The sequence below is a fragment of the Streptomyces cyaneofuscatus genome (genome assembly GCF_000718135.1).
Classification (GTDB): domain Bacteria; phylum Actinomycetota; class Actinomycetes; order Streptomycetales; family Streptomycetaceae; genus Streptomyces; species Streptomyces cyaneofuscatus.
The window spans coordinates 251,821-266,468 of sequence record NZ_JOEM01000001.1 but is presented as its reverse complement, the minus strand read 5'-3'; the positions used below and the strand labels follow the sequence as shown (position 1 = coordinate 266,468).

Below are 14,648 nucleotides of genomic sequence, written 5' to 3'. Positions count from 1 at the left end.
CGTCGCCCGAACGGCCTGGGTGACGGCTCCGGTGCCGGCGGGCGTGCCGTATGAGGGACCTGGAGTACGTGGCCGCCGTCACCGCCACGACCGGCGGAGGCGGCGCCCTGTGGCTCGGCGGAATCGCCGTGCCCCATCGCCGGCTCGTCCTCCGGTGGCTCCGCAGGCAGGCGCTGCGTCTGGCGGACGGCCACGGGCGGGACCTGCCGCCCGCCTCCCCGTGGCTCAGGGCGAGGGACGTCCGGCAGATCACCTTCCACGGCTCGGACGCCCCGGAAGGGCTGCGGGCGTGGGCGGGCGACGAGGGCCGCCAGGACGGGGCCTTGGGTGCCCTGGAGTCCGGGCGCCCGACCTTGCTCACGGTGGTCGACCCCGCCGTCGGGCTGCGCCTCACCCTCGCCGGATGGCCGGTCGGCCCGGACCGGCCGCTCGCCACCCCCATACCGCACAAGGAACCGACAACGCAGGGGAGGGATCTGACGCCGTGCTGCAGTGCACCGCCGTGACCGACGTGCCGTACCACGAGGCGCTTCTCGCGCTCGCCACCATGGAGGGCGGCCCCGAGCACGCGCCCGATGTGCTCGCCCCGGACGAGTTCCTGCTCTGCGAGCTGGGCGAGCACGACGAGTCCGTCGAGCACGCCGCGTACCTCTGGGCGGCCGAGACCCCGGAGGTGGACCAGGACCTTTGGCTGCTGTGGACCGGCGCGGGCGCGCACCGCGTCTACCGCCTGGCCGTCCTGCCGGTCTGCCCCGCCCGCCTCCGTGAACTGGCCACGCGGACGGTCACCCCGTGCGCGTACTTCGACCACCACCCCGCCCCACACTCCTTCCACGTGACCGACCCGCTCGGCGACCTGATCGCGCCGCCCACCGGCAACGACGAGCTCTGACGGCCGACCGGAGGCCCCATGAAGCAATGCACCGCCGTGGCCCTGCTGCCACCGCCGGACCACGTGGTGCGCCTGGCCGCGCCCGGGAACCCGCCGCAGGCCGGGTACGTCCTGTGCGAACTCGGCGAGGCCCACGACGACGGCCACGCGTGCCTGCTGTGGGAGGACGACGCGAACCGTGAGGCCGTCTGGGTGCGGTGGAACGGGGACAGGGCCCGGCTGGCGGGGCTCGCCTGGTGCCCCGTGACCGACGCGCGGAGCGGAGACGCGTGCGGGCTGTTCGCCGGGCACCCCTCCGTACACGACTGGGACGTCGAGGACCCCACGATGGCGGCGTTGGACGCCTACGCCGGCGGGTGGCCGGACCCCGCGGCGCCCCGGCCCGACTCGCCGGACGGGCCGTAGGGGGACCACTCGCGCTGGTGAGCGTACGGCGGTGTCAGGCGGGCATCCCCGTATCCGGCCCGGCCGCGTGCTAGGGATAGCAGCAAGATTTCCTAAATGGGAGGTATGCCACGATGCGCACGACCCTTATCCGTGTGACGACCGCGCTCGGTGCCGCCGCCGCTCTGGCCCTCTGCGGCGCCGGTACGGCGAGCGCCGACAGCGTGGGCAGCTCCGGCATCGGCAACACGGGCGTCGGGAGCGCGGGCCTCTACAACGGCGGCGCCGGCAACGCGGGCATCGCCAACTGGGGCCTGGGCAACGCCGGGATCGAGAACTCCGGCATCGGCAACGCGGGCATCGCCAACTCAGGTCTGGGCAACGCCGGGATCGCCAACTGGGGTCTGGGCAACGCGGGCATCGAGAACGGCGGCATCGGCAACGCCGGCCTCGGCAACACGGGCCTCGGGAGCCACGGCATCGGCAACTCGGGCGTGGGCAGCTCCGGCATCGGTAACTGACCCCGCGCGGTCGGATGAGGAAGGGGCCGGGAGCTTGAGCTCCCGGCCCCTTCGGCCGTTCAGCTCGCCGCTGTGCCGACCCGCAGGGCCTGGGCACCCGCGTACTGCGCACTGTCGCCCAACTGCTGCTCGATGCGGATGAGTTGGTTGTACTTGGCGGTGCGGTCGGAGCGGGACAGCGAACCGGTCTTGATCTGACCGCAGCCGGTGGCCACCGCCAGGTCCGCGATGGTCGTGTCCTCGGTCTCTCCCGACCTGTGGGACATGACGACGGTGTAGCAGGCCCGGTGGGCGGCGTTGACGGTGGCCAGGGCTTCGGTGAGGGTGCCGATCTGATTGACCTTCACCAGCACGGAGTTGGCGACGCCGGAGCCGATGCCCTCGCGCAGGATGGCCTCGTTGGTGCAGAAGACGTCGTCACCGGTGAGCTGGCAGCGCGCGCCGACGCGGGCGGTCAGCTCCCGCCACCCCGGGAGGTCGTCCTCGGCCATCGGGTCCTCGATCGACACGATGGGGTAGGCGTCGATCAACTTGACGAGGTAGCCGGCCTGTTCGGCGGGCGTGCGGCGGACGCCCTCCCCGGTGTAGTCGTAGACACCGTCGCGGAAGAACTCGGACGTGGCGGGGTCCATGACCAGGCCGATGTCCGTGCCCGGCCGGTAACCGGTGCGCTCGACGGCGGCTACGACGAAGTCGAGGGCCTCCTCAGCGGTACGCAGGGCGGGCGCGAAGCCGCCCTCGTCGCCGACGCCGGTGGAGTGCCCGGCGGCGAGGAGGTCGCGGCGCAGGGTGTGGAAGACCTCCGACCCCATGCGTACGGCCTCGGCGAACGTCGACGCGCCGATCGGGGCGATCATGAACTCCTGGAAGTCCAGCGGATTGTCGGCGTGCGCGCCCCCGTTGACGATGTTCATCATCGGTACGGGCAGGAGCCGGGCGTCGGAGCCGCCGAGGTAGCGGTAGAGCGGCAGGCGGTGGGCGGCGGCCGCGGCCTTCGCGGCGGCCAGGGAGACCCCGAGGACCGCGTTGGCGCCGAGCCGGGACTTGGCGGGGGTGCCGTCGACCGCGATGAGCGCCGCGTCGAGCCCGGCCTGGTCCTCGGCCTCGCGCCCGGCGACTGCGGCGGCCAGCTCCGTGTTCACGTTGCGTACGGCCTGGTCGACGCCCTTGCCGTGCCAGCGGGCGGGGTCTCCGTCGCGGAGCTCGACGGCCTCGCGGGCGCCGGTGGAGGCGCCGGAGGGGACTGCGGCCCGGCCGATGGACCCGTCGGCCAGTTCGACGTCCACTTCGACGGTGGGGTTGCCCCGGCTGTCGAGGACGGTGCGGCCGGTGACGGAGGTGATGGCGGTCATGGGATGCCCTTCCCGTTGTCGCATGGTGCGTATCGCATGTCGCATGCGTTCCGCCGGGATCGGCTGCGGCGACGGTGGCGCGGTACCCGGCTCCGTAGACTCTACAGCAATGCTGTGTAGTTGTGCTGTTTAGTTTGGCTGTACAGGTCTGCTGCGCAGTTCCGCTGTGTGACGGGGGCGGCTGCTCGCCCCGCCCGCGTTAAAATTCGGTATGTCCCTTCCGGAATCCACCGCCATCGCGGCCGAACTGCGCACCGCGATGGGCAAGCTCACGCGCCGCGTGAAGCTGGAGGACCAGATGCCGCTCGGCCAGGTGGCCGTCCTCGGCGCCCTGGACCGCAGCGGTGCGATGACCACCAGCGAACTCGCCGCCGACCAGCGCGTCCGCCCGCAGTCCATGGCCCGGGCCGTCGGCCTGCTCATGGACCAGGGCCTGATCACCCGCCGCGCCCACCCGACCGACGGCCGCAAGAGCCTGGTCGAACTCTCCACCGCCGGGCAGGCGCTGCTGGAGGAGGAGCGGGGGCGCCGGACGGACTGGCTCGCCCGGGCCATCGAGTCGGAGCTGACGGGCGAGGAGCGAGAGCTGCTGGCGCGGGGGATCGGGCTGGTGGAGAGGCTGGCGGCGCACTGAGGTGGAAGAGGTTCCGCCGCCCCGTCCGTGGGGTGCGATGAGTACAGATACTCCTTCCGGCCGGGAGGACGAGGCGTTCCGCGCGTGGCTCCGCACCCTGTCGGAAGTCCTCGATACCGATCTCGAAGACTCCCTCGCCTCCCAGGGTGCCCGCGCGTTCCTCTGGGCGGTGTTCGGGGAGAACGGTGCGATGCCGCCCTCGTACTTCGCGCCTCTGCTCGGCCCGCACCGCCAGGCACATGCCCAGCAGGCGGTCACCGCGCTGCTCACGCAGGTCCACGCGGAAACCGGGCGGCGACCCGACGTACCCGTGCGGTACTCCCCGCCCACTGAGTGTGAGCCGGAAGGTTCCGTCCGCGTCGGACATGAAACCGTGCAGGGCATCGACCCGAGCGACATCCACGTTGAGGCGGCGGAGGGCCTGCAATGCCTTCTCGCGGACCGGAGCCGCCTGGTCTGGCCGCTCTGCCCCGACCACCGCGTCGGGCTGCACGCCACGCGCGCGGTGTCCGGCGCTGTCTGGGTGTGCTCGATAGGCGACCACACCGTACGACGCATCATTTAGGAGAGAGCGGAGTCGACGGCTTTCGCTAGGAGGCTGCGGGCAGCCGCTCCGTACACCGCCATGCGGGACAGCTCCACGAACGCTCTCAGGTAGCGCCCGACAATGAGGTCCACCACGGCACCGGCACCTTGTAGGAGGAGACATGGCCCAGGAGGCTTCCGAGGAACGGCATCCCCGTGAAGGGCGCCCACTCGACCGGGAGGAGATCGGCGAACGCCCGTACGTCGTCAGCTACTCCACGTCCACCTCCACCGCCCGCCGCCTCTGGTGGAAGGCGCGGTCTGTTCTGCGACGGCCGGTGAAGGGCACGCGACGCCAGAGGTAGGCCGTTGGTTGGGCTCCGCATGCGGTAGCAAAGCCGACAAGCCTCGCCCGGCGCCTCAGATCGAGAACCGCTCCCGCTCCAGCAGTGGCTGCACCCGGGACCGGAACCCACCAGTGCGGAAGGGCCGTTGCAGCAGACCCGGGCGCAACTCCTGTGCCAGCGCTGCGATGACCATCCCCTGGTCCAGCGCGAGCATGAAGTCGCTGACCCGGCCCGTGGACACGTTCACCGAATCCCGGAAGCCGAGCCCCTCCTCGTACACGCCGAAGTCCCGTTCCAGAGCACGCAGGTTGGCCACCGCTTCGCGGCCCGCGTACGGCAGGGCCAGGAACGAGGCGTGCGGGGTGACCACTCCGTTGGTGAAGGCCGAAGGTGGGGGGAGCGGGGCGCCGTCCGTCGTGTGGGTGCGGTCCGTGTTGGAGGCGTAGCCGTCGACCGCGAGGCCCAGGGCGTCGACCCCGTACTCCTGGTAGCCGCCCTCCGGAACATTGGAGGGTGAGAAGCCCCAGTAGCCGTACTGCGCCTCCCGCAGGCCGTGGTCGATCTGGCCGCGTACGTAACGGTGGTGGGTCAGGCCCCAGGCGCGCGGCGACCACTGTGGCTCCGGCACGAACAGCGGCACCATCAGCGCCTCGAACATCGAGCCGCCCCAGGTGGGGATCAGCTTCCGGCTGCGATGGGTGTAGTGGCCGTTCCATACGCGGATGCCGTCGACGGTTGCGTAACCGCCGCCGGGGCTCTGCTCCTGCTCGTGCTCCGGCAGCATCGTCCGCAGCAGGTGCCAGTAGTGGTCGCCCGGGAGTGAGCCGTCGGCTATGCCCAGGTAACTGGCCATGCGCGGTTCGGTGTTGAGGGCGCCGTAGTGGTGGCTGGTCGGCTCGTCCGTGTCCGTCCAGACGCCGCCGCGCAACTGGCCGGGGCCGGCCACCGGGTCCGCCGGGTCGTACGGCGTGTAGAAGTACGACCAGTCCGCTGTCGCCAGGACGCGGTTGATGCGGGGGCGCAAGGTCGGGGCCGCGTCGGCGGCTATCCGTAGGCCTGTCACCAGCCATGCGTTGTCCACCGAGGACAGGAACGGGCGGACCGGGTCACCCGTGCCCGGCCACTCCGTCAGCACCGAACCGTCGTGTGCGTCGTACCAGTTGAGCCAGAAGCCGTGGTGGCGCTCCAGCTTCTCCACGGCCGCGACCGTACGGGTCAGGGACCGGAGCATCGCGCTCTCGCCGATCACCCCGAGACCTGCGGCGGCCACCGTCGACCAGAGGCCGCAGCCGATGTTGGTGGGTGAGGTCTGGGTGGACTGGGCGGGGGCTCCGGGCGCGCTCAGGTCGATCTTGTCGGTGACCAGGCCGAAGTCCGTCGTCATGGCCTCCAGCGAGCGGTACGTGTCGCGGAACCAGTGGTGCAGGAGGCGTGGGTCGGGCGGGGCCGTCGCTTGTGCGGACGGGGCGGATACGGCTCCGAGCGACAGGGCCGCGGCCCCGGTCCCTGCGGCGGTGAGAAACGTGCGACGGTCCATCGGTCCGGCTCCTGGTGGCAGAAGGGGGAGGGGGAACGGTGCTCGTGCGGGCGGCTCGGGAGCCGGCGGTCGTCAGGTTCCGCCGGCTCCCGAGCCGGAGGGAGCCGTCAGGTGGCTCCCCGTATCGGGGACGTCCCCTGCGTCGAGGGGAGCGCCGGAATTACGCTGCCGTGCGCGGGAGTTCGCGCGTGCGGCCCAGTGAGCCCAGCCACTTCGCCGAGTCGCGCGGCGTGCGCTCGAAGGTCTGCCAGTCCACCGCGATCAGGCCGAACGTCGGCGTGAACGAGCCCCACTCGTAGTTGTCCAGGGCGCTCCACGCCAGGTAGCCCCGGATGTCGATGCCGTCTGCCAGCGCGGAGGCGACCTCGTTCAGCGCGCCCGCGTAGTAGTCCGCGCGGCGGGTGTCGTCGGCGGTGGCGATGCCGTTCTCCGTGACGATCAGCGGGACGTCTCCGGCCACCTCGGCCGTGTGGCGCAGCGCCTCGCCGACCGCGCCCGGGTAGTACTCCCACTGGGTCAGGGTCCGCTCGACGTCGTCGGGCGCCGGGATCGGGCCGTCCGGGCCGATCCGCGTACGGGTGTAGGACTGCACACCGATCCAGTCGTCGCCGCGCGCCGCCTCGATGAAAACGTCCTCGCGCGGGTGGCGGTAGGCGGCCGTCACGTCCTCCGCGCCCGGGAGCGCCTGGTAGACCTGGTTGGCGATGGTCCAGCCGACCTGGATGCCCGCGTCCAGCGCCCGGACCTCCTTGACGGCCGCGTGGTGGGCGGCGATGACCGCCTGGGTCGTCTCGTCGTCGGGGGTGGGCAGGCCGGCGGGCGGGAAGCCGATGTCGCCGCGCTTGGCCTGGCCCGCCATCACGGCGATCATGTTCGGCTCGTTGATCGTGCAGACGTGCCGTACGCCTTCCGAGATGACCGGGGCGCAGGCCGCCACGTACCGGGCGAAGAGTTCCGTCGCGCCCTCGGCCGTCCAGCCGCCGCGCGCCTCGAACCACTGCGGCACCGTGAAGTGGTGCAGCGTCACCATCGGGCGCAGGCCGCGGGCGATCGCGCCCTCCACCATCCGCCGGTAGTGGGCGAGTTCGGCTCGCGAGAAGGAGCCCTCGACCGGTTCGATGCGGGCCCACTCGATGGAGAACCGGTAGTCGGTGAAGCCGAGCGAGGCCAGCAGGTCCATGTCCTCGGGCCAGCGGTGGTAGCTGTCGCAGGCGTCCAGGCTCGGCTCCTGGATGTGGGTGCCGACGGTGTGCTCCTTGATCCACCAGTCGCTGTTGGTGTTGTTGCCCTCGATCTGGTGCGCGGCCGTCGAGGCGCCCCAGAGGAAGCCCTCGGGGAACGGGACGGGAGCAGGGGTGTTCGTCATCGCGACATGTCTTTCTGGTGGGGGTGGTGAGGGGTGCGGCCGCGTCGGTGTATCGGGGTGCGGCCTCGTCCGTACGTGAACTGGACTTAGGGCAGCGCTACTTCATGCCCGCCGTGGCGATGCCCTGCGTGAAGTGCCGTTGCAGGGCGATGAAGACGATCAGTACCGGCAGCACGATCAGGAACGCCCCGGCCATCAGCATCCCGTTGGAGCCGCCGGCCTTGTTGGGGTCCGTGGCGAAGGTCGCCAGTGCCACCGGGAGCGTGTACTTGTCGGGGTCGTTGGTCGCGATCAGCGGCCAGACGAAGTTGTTCCAGGAGCCCAGGAACGTGAAGATCGAGAGCGTCGCGAGGGCGGGCTTCACCAGCGGCATCACGATCCGCCAGAAGATGTACCACTCGCTCGCCCCGTCCATCCGGGCCGCCTCCAGCAGCTCGTCCGGGATCGACTGCATGAACTGCCGCATCAGGAAGACCCCGAAGGCCCCGGCGGCGAACGGCAGCACCAGACCCGCGTAGCTGTCGATCAGCTGGAGCTTGCTCATCAGCACGAACAGCGGCAGCAGCATCAGGTTGCCGGGCACCATCAGCGCGCCGAGCACCAGGCCGAAGACCTTGTTGCGGCCGACGAAGTTCAGCTTGGCCAGGGCGTAGCCGAGCATCGAGCAGAAGACCAGGTTCGAGACGGTCACCAGGACCGCCACGATCACCGAGTTCATGAAGTACAGCGGCAGGTCCAGCTTGTCGAGCAGCTGCCGGAAGTTGGTCAGGGTCCACTCGGTCGGGATCCATACCGGCGGGCTGGCCGACAGCTCGCTCTGCGTCTTGAAGGCGGAGATCCCCATCCAGAGGAAGGGCGCCGACATGACCAGCAGGCCGAGGGAGAGCAGGACGTAGACCAGGGGGCGGGAGGCGCTCCGCCTCTTCCTCTCCGGCGTCCGGGTGGCGGGTGCGTGGCTGCTGGTGGCGCTCATTTCGTGTTGTCCTTCAGCAGTCGGAGCTGGAGCACCGTGATGGCCATGATCACCACGAAGAGGACGTACGCCATGGCGCTCGCGTAGCCCATGTGGAAGAAGTTGAACCCCTCGCGGTACATGTTCAGCGAGACGGTGAGCGTCGAGTCGGACGGGCCGCCCTGGGTCATCACGAACGGTTCCTCGAAGACGTTGAGGTAGCCGATCGTCGTGATCACCGTGGCGTAGAGGAGCGTCGGGCGCAGGAGCGGGACCGTGATCCTGCGGAACTCCTGCCAGACGCTCGCCCCGTCCAGCTTCGCCGCCTCCCGTACCTCGGTGGGCACGGCCTGGAGGCCCGCGATGAAGAGGACCATCACCGTTCCGACGTTCCGCCAGACCGCCATCACGATCAGCGACGGCATCGCCAGGGTCTCGGAGCCGAGGAAGTCCGGTGCGCTCCAGCCCACTTCGGAGAAGAGGCCGGCGATCAGACCGTCGCTCGGGTCGAGCACGAACCGCCAGACGACGGCGACCGCGACGATGGTGGTGACCACCGGGGCGTAGAAGCCGACCCGGAAGAAGGTCCGCGCCCGGTCGATGCCGTTGTTCAGCAGGACGGCGGTGACCAGCCCGATCCCGATGGTCAGAGGGACGCCGACCACCACGAAGTACCCGGTGTTGAAGAGGGACTTGAGAAACTTCTCGTCGCCGAAGAGCTTCACGTAGTTCTCGAACCCGATGAACTCCGCTTCCCAGGGGCGCGTCACATTGCGCAGCCCGAAGTCCGTGAAGCTCATCACCAGCGTGGCGAGGATCGGGAACGCCATGAAGACGGTGAACAGGACGAGGAACGGGGTGGAGAACAGCCAGCCCGCCGCGTTCTGCACGCCCATCGACGGCTTGCGGACCCGCCGGCCCGCAGGGGCCGGAGGTGGTGCGATCCGCCGCGCGGCTGCCTTCTCGGTCGTGGTGCTCATGGCTACTGCTTCACGAGGCCTTCGATCTCGGACTGCGCCTGCTTCAGCGCGTCCTCGGCGGACGCCTTGCCCTGCGTCACCTTGGCGATGGCCTGGTCGACCTTGTCGGTGATCTCGGTCCACTGCGCCAGGGACGGCGAGGACTTGGCGGTGTCCATCTGCTTCTTGAAGACCTGGAGGTCGGCGTCGTCGGCGAGCTTGCCGGACTCCCAGGCGGAGGTGTTGGCGGGCAGGTCCTTGGTCCGCTCGTACCAGTCGGCCTGGCCCTCGGTGTCGGTGAGGTACTCGATGAACTCCGTTGCCGCTGCCTTGTGCTCGCTGTCCTTGGAGATGACGAGCGAGGAGCCGCCGGCCATGGAGGTGGAGGAGGCGTCGGCCGGGACGGGCGCGATGGCCCACTTGCCCTTGATCTGGGGCTGGCCCTCGTTGAGGAGCGTCACGTGCCAGGGGCCGCCGAAGAACATCGGAACCCTGCCGTTGCCGAAGTCCTTCACCACGTCGTAGCCGGGCGGAACGGACTTGTTGGACAGGCCCTTGTCGAAGTAACTGCCGTACTCCTTCAGTGCCTTGACGGCCGCCGGGCTGTCGATGACCGCCTCGCCTTCTGCGTCGACGATCTCGCCGCCCGCCGAGTAGAGGAAGGAGTAGAAGTTCTGCACGGTGTCCAGGCCGCTCGGCTGGATGGACAGCCCCCACTTCGTACCGGCCTTCTTCTGGTACGCGGTGGCCAGGTCCTGGAGCTCCTTCCAGTTCGTCGGAGCCTTCGTGACGCCCGCCTTCTCGGCCAGGTCCGTGCGGTAGTAGAGGACGCGGGTGTCGACGTACCACGGCACGCCGTACGCGGTGCCGTCCACCTCGCCCTGCTCCCAGCCCGCCGGGAAGAAGTCCTTCTTGTCGAAGACCTTGGTGTCGACCGGCTCCAGCACGCCCAGTTCGGCGAACTCGCCCATGTAGCTCCCGCCCATCTGCGCGACATCGGGCAGCGTGCCCGCCGCGGCGGCCGAGACGAGCTTCTGGTGGGCCACGTCCCAGCCGACCGGAGTCACCTTGACGGTGATGTTCGGGTTGGCCTTCTCGTACACCTTCGCCACCTCCGCGAGCTTCTCGCCCTCGGCGCCCATGGCCCAGACGGTGAGCGTCTGCTTCTCGTCCGCGGCGACATCTCCGCCGGAGGAGCCGCAGGCGGAGAGGGTGACGGCGAGCGCGAGCGCGAGGCCGGCGGGGGCGGTTCTGGCGATGCGGGACATGGAGGGCTCCTCCTTGAGCAATCCGAGCAATCCTGATGCGGCGCGATGTATGCGCTGCCTGTAAGCGCATACATCACTCTGCGCCAGGCGTTCCGGAATCCGCAAGAGGGTGCTGGGTCACACTCGTGCAACGTGACCGACACCTGGCCGCCTTGTCGTTGAACCGTAAACGCGGCGTTTGTGGAACAACAGGCGATGTGACCCATTCGTCGCCCCCGCACCTGTCGGGCTGGGACGGTGAGGCGGCGTCTACCCTCGCCGCATGGCCTCACCTGTCGCCTTCGCCCACGACTTCCCGTTCGACCCGGCCCACGGGTACACCGCCCCCGACCAGCTGCTCCAGGTCCCGGCCCCGCCCGCCCCCGCGGACTTCGAGGCGTTCTGGCGCGACCGGTACGCCCGGGCCCGCGCGGTCGACACGCGGCCCGTCCTCGGCCCGGTGGAGGAGGAGCGCGACGGCGTACGGATCCAGGGCATCACGTACACCTCCGTGGGCGGCGTCCGGCTCGGCGGCTGGCTCGCCCTGCCCGCCGAGGGACCGGTGCGGTACGGATTCGTCGTCGGCCACGGGTACGGCGGCCGCCAGGAACCGGGCCGGGACCTCCCGCCGCCGCTGCCCGGGGCCGCCGCGATCCTGCCGTGCGTACGGGGGATGGGGGAGCGGGGCCGGGTGGACGGCATCCCGGACCTGGCCGACGAGCATGTGCTGTACGGAATCGGCTCCCGCGAGTCGTACGTCATCGGGGAGTGCGTGGCCGACCTCTGGTGCGCCGCCTCGGCCCTCACGGAGGCCGTCCCGGAACTGGCGGGCGCGGGGCACCCCGGCGGGCCGCGCCTCGGCTACCTCGGGGAGAGCTTCGGCGGCGGGCTCGGAGCCCTCGCGCTGCCCTGGGAGAGCCGCTTCGGCGCCGCCCAGCTCACCGTCCCCACCTTCGGCAACCACCCGCTGCGGCTGACGCTGCCCTGCACCGGCAGCGGCGAGGCGGTGCGGGCGCACCACCGCGCGCACCCCGAAGTCACCGGCGTACTGCGCTACTTCGACGCGGCGACGGCGGCCGGCCGGCTGGAGCTGCCGACGCTGGTCGCGGCGGCGCTGTTCGACCCGGCGGTGCCGCCGCCGGGCCAGTTCGCCGTGTACAACGCGCTGGCCGGGGAGCGGGAGCTCCAGGTGCTGAGCGCGGGGCACTTCCCGTACCGGGGGATGACGGCCGAGGCGGCGGAGCTGGACGCGAACCGGACGCGCTTCTTCGGGGAGTGGCTGGTCCCGGCCGGCTGAGGGGTCCGGCCGCGCGGGCTCAGGGGTGCGGGTGGTGGCCGTTCTCGCTCCGGGGGCCCTTCCAGTCCAGGCACAGGACCGTGGCGTCGTCCTTGGGCGGGTTGCCGCCGTAGGCGTCGGCGACGGCGTTGACCATCGCGCGGACGACCTCACGCGGATGCTCGGCGGCGGTCCGGAGCAGGAGCCCGGGCAGGTCGACCGTGGCCGCCTCGCGTTCCTGCACGCCGTCGGTGAACAGCAGGAGACGGTCGCCGGGACGCAGATCGAGATCCTGTACCTGGTAGGAACCCTGCGGGGGGAAGCCGAAAGGCATGTCGACCCGCAGGGCGATCTCCTCGACCGCCCCGTCGCGCAGCCGGAGCGGCCCGGGGTGGCCGGCGTTGACGAGCTGGGCGCGGCTGCCGTCCAGGGCGATGCGGAGCACCTGGCCGGTGGCGAAGGTGTTGCTCCCGTGGTCGAGCAGCGCCTGATGCATCTGGCGGGCCTGCTCGGCGAGATCCGCTCCGGCCCGGCGGGCGCCGCGCGAGGCGTTCACGACGAGGGTGGCGATCAGGGAGGCGTTGACGTCGTGGCCCATGGCGTCGGTGACGGACAGGTGCAGGGCGCTGCTGTCGAGGCTGTAGTCATAGGTGTCCCCGGCGATGTCGGAGGCCGGTACCAGGGCTCCGGCGAGGGTGAACTCGGCCGCGTCGCAGGAGGGGGCGGAGGGCAGGAGCTGGCGCTGGATCTCCGCCGCCAGGCTGACCGGCGTGGTGCGGTTGCCCCAGTGGTAGAGGTCGGTGAAGCGGCGGTCGGTGACGATGATGTACGCCAGCGCGTGCGCGGCCTCCTCGATCTGCGCCAGCACGTCCTCGGTGGCGGTGTCGAGGAACAGCTCCAGCACGCCGATGACGTCACCGCGGTTGGTCACGGGGGCGAGGACGCGCTGCCCCTGCCCGTCCTGCTCCACCCTCTGGGACCGCAGCACCTTGTCGTAGATGCCGCTGCCGGCCAGCGGAACGCGCTCGGTCCGGTTCTCCTGGGAGGTGCCGGCCATGTCGTTGACCCGTAGCAGGTGACCGCCGACCACGTCCACGAAGAGGAACGACACGTACCGCGCCCCGAACCGGGCGCGCAGGTCGCGCGCCACGACATCGAGCGAATTCACCGGTGCGGCATCCCTCGCGGCCGACAGCACTGCGGCCAGCCCCGTCCTGTCACTCGTCACCACAGCCTCCTCGGGTAGGAAGTGCTTATGCCCTCCCAGCCCCGGATCAGCGCCACGTACGAGTGATCCGGCTCAGCCGCAGCCGCAGCTGGCCCTCCGTGTCACCGAGACCGGCAGCTCCAGCGAGACCGGGGCGCGGCCCGGGTCGGCCAGGCGTTGGACCAGCAACTCCACCGCCTGCTCGCCCAGTTGGCGGATCGGCTGCCGGACCGTGGTCAGGGGCGGGCGGACGATCCGGCTGAGCGGGATGCCGTCGAAGCCGGTCACCGCGATGTCCTCGGGCACCCGCACCCCGCGCTGCTCCAGTGCCTGGAGGGCGCCCATCGCCATCTGGTCGTTGACGAAGAGCATCGCCTCCGGCCGCTCGACCCCCGTACCCTCCGACCGGTCCAGCAGGGCCGCCGCCGCCCGGGCGCCCTCCGCCTGCGTCAGGGTGCCGGTGCTCAGTTCGGGGCGGGAGGGGACGGGGAGCCCGGCCTCCTGGCATGCCTGCCGGAAGCCGTGGAAGCGGGCGACGGCGTCCGGTGAGTCGTCCTCGCCGCCGATGAACGCGAGGCGGCGCAGCCCGTGGTCCTCGATGAGGTGGCGGGTCAGGGCGCGCTGGCCGTCGGCGTTGGCGACCACGATGTGGTCCAGGTGGTCGATCTCGCGGGGCCCGGCGAGCATCACCACGGGCAGCCGGCGCGATATGACCTCCAGGTCCTCGGTCGGCACGGTCCGGGCCAGTACGGCGAACCCGTCGACCCTCCCCGCGACCTTGGCCACCAGGCTCTCCGGCCCGCCGTCCAGCGAGGCGGCGATGAGCAGGGCGTACCCGTGGCGCCTCGCCGCCCGCTCCATGCCCCGGATGATCTGGTCGGAGTAGAGCATGACGGCCTGGTCGTCGTCCGCGTCGTTGAGCGCGGCGGCGCTCTCGGCGTCCGGGTCGGCGTAGTCGGGGAAGCAGAGGCCGAGCACGCCGGTGGTACGGCTGGCCAGGCCCCTGGCGCTGCCGCTGGGTACGTAACCGAGCTCGCGGGCCGCCTCCAGGACCCGCTCGCGGGTCTGGGCGCGTACGGAGTCGGGGTTGCGGTAGACCCGGGAGACCGTGGCAATGGAGACGCCCGACCGCTCGGCGACGTCGTACACCGTGGGGGCGCTCACTCGACCGACCGTCCGCTTCTTCTGACTCCTGGGCAGCTGGTGCCGACCCTTCTGGCTCGTGAAAGCGCATTCACCCTAGATCCTGGGCCGCCGGGGGAGCAAGACAGGGCGATCCGGGACGTCCGGGACCGGGGCGGAGGCAGGGCAAAACGTTCCTCCGGGCGGGTGAGCTTGTCGTTCCCCTCGGCCGTGTCGGCGCCCCCTCCCGCGCGGAGGCGCCTTCAGTGGGTGGCAGGAATCAGTGTGATCAACTGCAAATGCCACCAAACAAGCACTATCCGGTCC

At 70.9% G+C, this 14,648-nt stretch carries 16 protein-coding genes; 8 read left to right on the top strand and 8 right to left on the bottom strand.

Annotated elements, in window-relative coordinates; genetic code table 11:
* Positions 1-50: 50 nt before the first annotated feature.
* The 4 genes from IF17_RS0101290 (at position 51) to IF17_RS0101275 (ending at position 1,797) form a co-directional block, all read left to right on the top strand.
* Positions 51-506 carry a hypothetical protein gene (locus IF17_RS0101290; RefSeq protein WP_244890400.1) on the top strand — a complete coding sequence of 152 codons (456 nt, stop codon included), beginning with the start codon at positions 51-53 and terminating at the stop codon, positions 504-506.
* Positions 485-892, top strand: coding sequence for a hypothetical protein (locus IF17_RS0101285; protein ID WP_030561239.1), 408 nt, complete (start codon positions 485-487; stop codon positions 890-892). The genes IF17_RS0101290 and IF17_RS0101285 overlap by 22 nt, the downstream gene beginning before the upstream one ends.
* 18 nt (positions 893-910) lie before the next feature.
* Positions 911-1,297 carry a hypothetical protein gene (locus IF17_RS0101280; protein ID WP_030561238.1) on the top strand — a complete coding sequence of 129 codons (387 nt, stop codon included), beginning with the start codon at positions 911-913 and terminating at the stop codon, positions 1,295-1,297.
* Positions 1,298-1,410: 113 nt separating this feature from the next.
* Positions 1,411-1,797 carry a hypothetical protein gene (locus tag IF17_RS0101275; protein ID WP_030561236.1) on the top strand — a complete coding sequence of 129 codons (387 nt, stop codon included), beginning with the start codon at positions 1,411-1,413 and terminating at the stop codon, positions 1,795-1,797.
* 59 nt (positions 1,798-1,856) lie between these two features.
* Here IF17_RS0101275 and eno read toward each other — a convergent pair whose 3' ends face one another.
* Positions 1,857-3,149, bottom strand: coding sequence for a phosphopyruvate hydratase (gene eno / locus IF17_RS0101270; protein WP_030561234.1), 1,293 nt, complete (start codon positions 3,147-3,149; stop codon positions 1,857-1,859).
* 211 nt (positions 3,150-3,360) lie between these two features.
* On the opposite strand from eno, the gene IF17_RS0101265 reads away from it, so the two are divergent.
* The 3 genes from IF17_RS0101265 to IF17_RS0101250 all read left to right on the top strand — a co-directional run bounded on the left by IF17_RS0101265 (position 3,361) and on the right by IF17_RS0101250 (position 4,673).
* The gene (locus tag IF17_RS0101265) at positions 3,361-3,783 is read left to right on the top strand and encodes a MarR family winged helix-turn-helix transcriptional regulator (protein ID WP_018510206.1); all 423 of its coding nucleotides are present in this window, start codon (positions 3,361-3,363) and stop codon (positions 3,781-3,783) included.
* Positions 3,784-3,820: 37 nt separating this feature from the next.
* Positions 3,821-4,348 (top strand): hypothetical protein, encoded by a 528-nt coding sequence (locus IF17_RS0101260; protein WP_030561232.1) that lies wholly within the window; start codon positions 3,821-3,823, stop codon positions 4,346-4,348.
* Positions 4,349-4,490: 142 nt separating this feature from the next.
* Positions 4,491-4,673 carry a hypothetical protein gene (locus IF17_RS0101250; RefSeq protein WP_030561230.1) on the top strand — a complete coding sequence of 61 codons (183 nt, stop codon included), beginning with the start codon at positions 4,491-4,493 and terminating at the stop codon, positions 4,671-4,673.
* Positions 4,674-4,728: 55 nt separating this feature from the next.
* Here the strand turns inward: IF17_RS0101250 and IF17_RS0101245 are convergent, their stop codons facing one another.
* From IF17_RS0101245 to IF17_RS0101225, 5 genes are all read right to left on the bottom strand, one after another.
* Positions 4,729-6,192 carry a glucoamylase family protein gene (locus IF17_RS0101245; protein ID WP_030561228.1) on the bottom strand — a complete coding sequence of 488 codons (1,464 nt, stop codon included), beginning with the start codon at positions 6,190-6,192 and terminating at the stop codon, positions 4,729-4,731.
* Positions 6,193-6,352: 160 nt separating this feature from the next.
* Entirely contained in the window at positions 6,353-7,558 is a 1,206-nt protein-coding gene (locus IF17_RS0101240; protein WP_030561226.1) for a glycoside hydrolase family 1 protein, read from the bottom strand.
* Between the two features lie 97 nt (positions 7,559-7,655).
* Positions 7,656-8,531, bottom strand: coding sequence for a carbohydrate ABC transporter permease (locus IF17_RS0101235; protein ID WP_030561225.1), 876 nt, complete (start codon positions 8,529-8,531; stop codon positions 7,656-7,658).
* Positions 8,528-9,490, bottom strand: coding sequence for a carbohydrate ABC transporter permease (locus tag IF17_RS0101230; RefSeq protein WP_030561223.1), 963 nt, complete (start codon positions 9,488-9,490; stop codon positions 8,528-8,530). Before IF17_RS0101230 ends, IF17_RS0101235 begins: the two co-directional genes overlap by 4 nt.
* Before the next feature lie 2 nt (positions 9,491-9,492).
* Positions 9,493-10,737 carry a sugar ABC transporter substrate-binding protein gene (locus tag IF17_RS0101225; RefSeq protein WP_030561221.1) on the bottom strand — a complete coding sequence of 415 codons (1,245 nt, stop codon included), beginning with the start codon at positions 10,735-10,737 and terminating at the stop codon, positions 9,493-9,495.
* A gap of 262 nt (positions 10,738-10,999) precedes the next feature.
* On the opposite strand from IF17_RS0101225, the gene IF17_RS0101220 reads away from it, so the two are divergent.
* On the top strand, positions 11,000-12,013 hold the full coding sequence (locus IF17_RS0101220; protein ID WP_030561219.1) for an acetylxylan esterase: 1,014 nt from the start codon (positions 11,000-11,002) through the stop codon (positions 12,011-12,013).
* 19 nt (positions 12,014-12,032) lie between these two features.
* Here IF17_RS0101220 and IF17_RS0101215 read toward each other — a convergent pair whose 3' ends face one another.
* Both IF17_RS0101215 and IF17_RS0101210 read right to left on the bottom strand, forming a co-directional pair.
* The gene (locus IF17_RS0101215; RefSeq protein WP_030561217.1) at positions 12,033-13,220 is read right to left on the bottom strand and encodes a PP2C family protein-serine/threonine phosphatase; all 1,188 of its coding nucleotides are present in this window, start codon (positions 13,218-13,220) and stop codon (positions 12,033-12,035) included.
* Between the two features lie 72 nt (positions 13,221-13,292).
* Positions 13,293-14,363: a LacI family DNA-binding transcriptional regulator gene (locus IF17_RS0101210; protein WP_030561215.1), complete on the bottom strand. Its 1,071-nt coding sequence runs from the start codon at positions 14,361-14,363 to the stop codon at positions 13,293-13,295.
* Between the last annotated feature and the right edge of the window lie 285 nt (positions 14,364-14,648).

Bases quoted from the DNA above. Each gene is read 5' to 3' on its own strand.
- IF17_RS0101290 (WP_244890400.1), top strand. From the start codon at position 51: ATGAGGGACCTGGAGTACGTGGCCGCCGTCACCGCCACGACCGGCGGA.
- IF17_RS0101280 (WP_030561238.1), top strand. From the start codon at position 911: ATGAAGCAATGCACCGCCGTGGCCCTGCTGCCACCGCCGGACCACGTG.
- IF17_RS0101275 (WP_030561236.1), top strand. From the start codon at position 1,411: ATGCGCACGACCCTTATCCGTGTGACGACCGCGCTCGGTGCCGCCGCC.
- eno (WP_030561234.1), bottom strand. From the start codon at position 3,149: ATGACCGCCATCACCTCCGTCACCGGCCGCACCGTCCTCGACAGCCGG.
- IF17_RS0101265 (WP_018510206.1), top strand. From the start codon at position 3,361: ATGTCCCTTCCGGAATCCACCGCCATCGCGGCCGAACTGCGCACCGCG.
- IF17_RS0101260 (WP_030561232.1), top strand. From the start codon at position 3,821: ATGAGTACAGATACTCCTTCCGGCCGGGAGGACGAGGCGTTCCGCGCG.
- IF17_RS0101250 (WP_030561230.1), top strand. From the start codon at position 4,491: ATGGCCCAGGAGGCTTCCGAGGAACGGCATCCCCGTGAAGGGCGCCCA.
- IF17_RS0101245 (WP_030561228.1), bottom strand. From the start codon at position 6,192: ATGGACCGTCGCACGTTTCTCACCGCCGCAGGGACCGGGGCCGCGGCC.
- IF17_RS0101240 (WP_030561226.1), bottom strand. From the start codon at position 7,558: ATGACGAACACCCCTGCTCCCGTCCCGTTCCCCGAGGGCTTCCTCTGG.
- IF17_RS0101235 (WP_030561225.1), bottom strand. From the start codon at position 8,531: ATGAGCGCCACCAGCAGCCACGCACCCGCCACCCGGACGCCGGAGAGG.
- IF17_RS0101230 (WP_030561223.1), bottom strand. From the start codon at position 9,490: ATGAGCACCACGACCGAGAAGGCAGCCGCGCGGCGGATCGCACCACCT.
- IF17_RS0101225 (WP_030561221.1), bottom strand. From the start codon at position 10,737: ATGTCCCGCATCGCCAGAACCGCCCCCGCCGGCCTCGCGCTCGCGCTC.
- IF17_RS0101220 (WP_030561219.1), top strand. From the start codon at position 11,000: ATGGCCTCACCTGTCGCCTTCGCCCACGACTTCCCGTTCGACCCGGCC.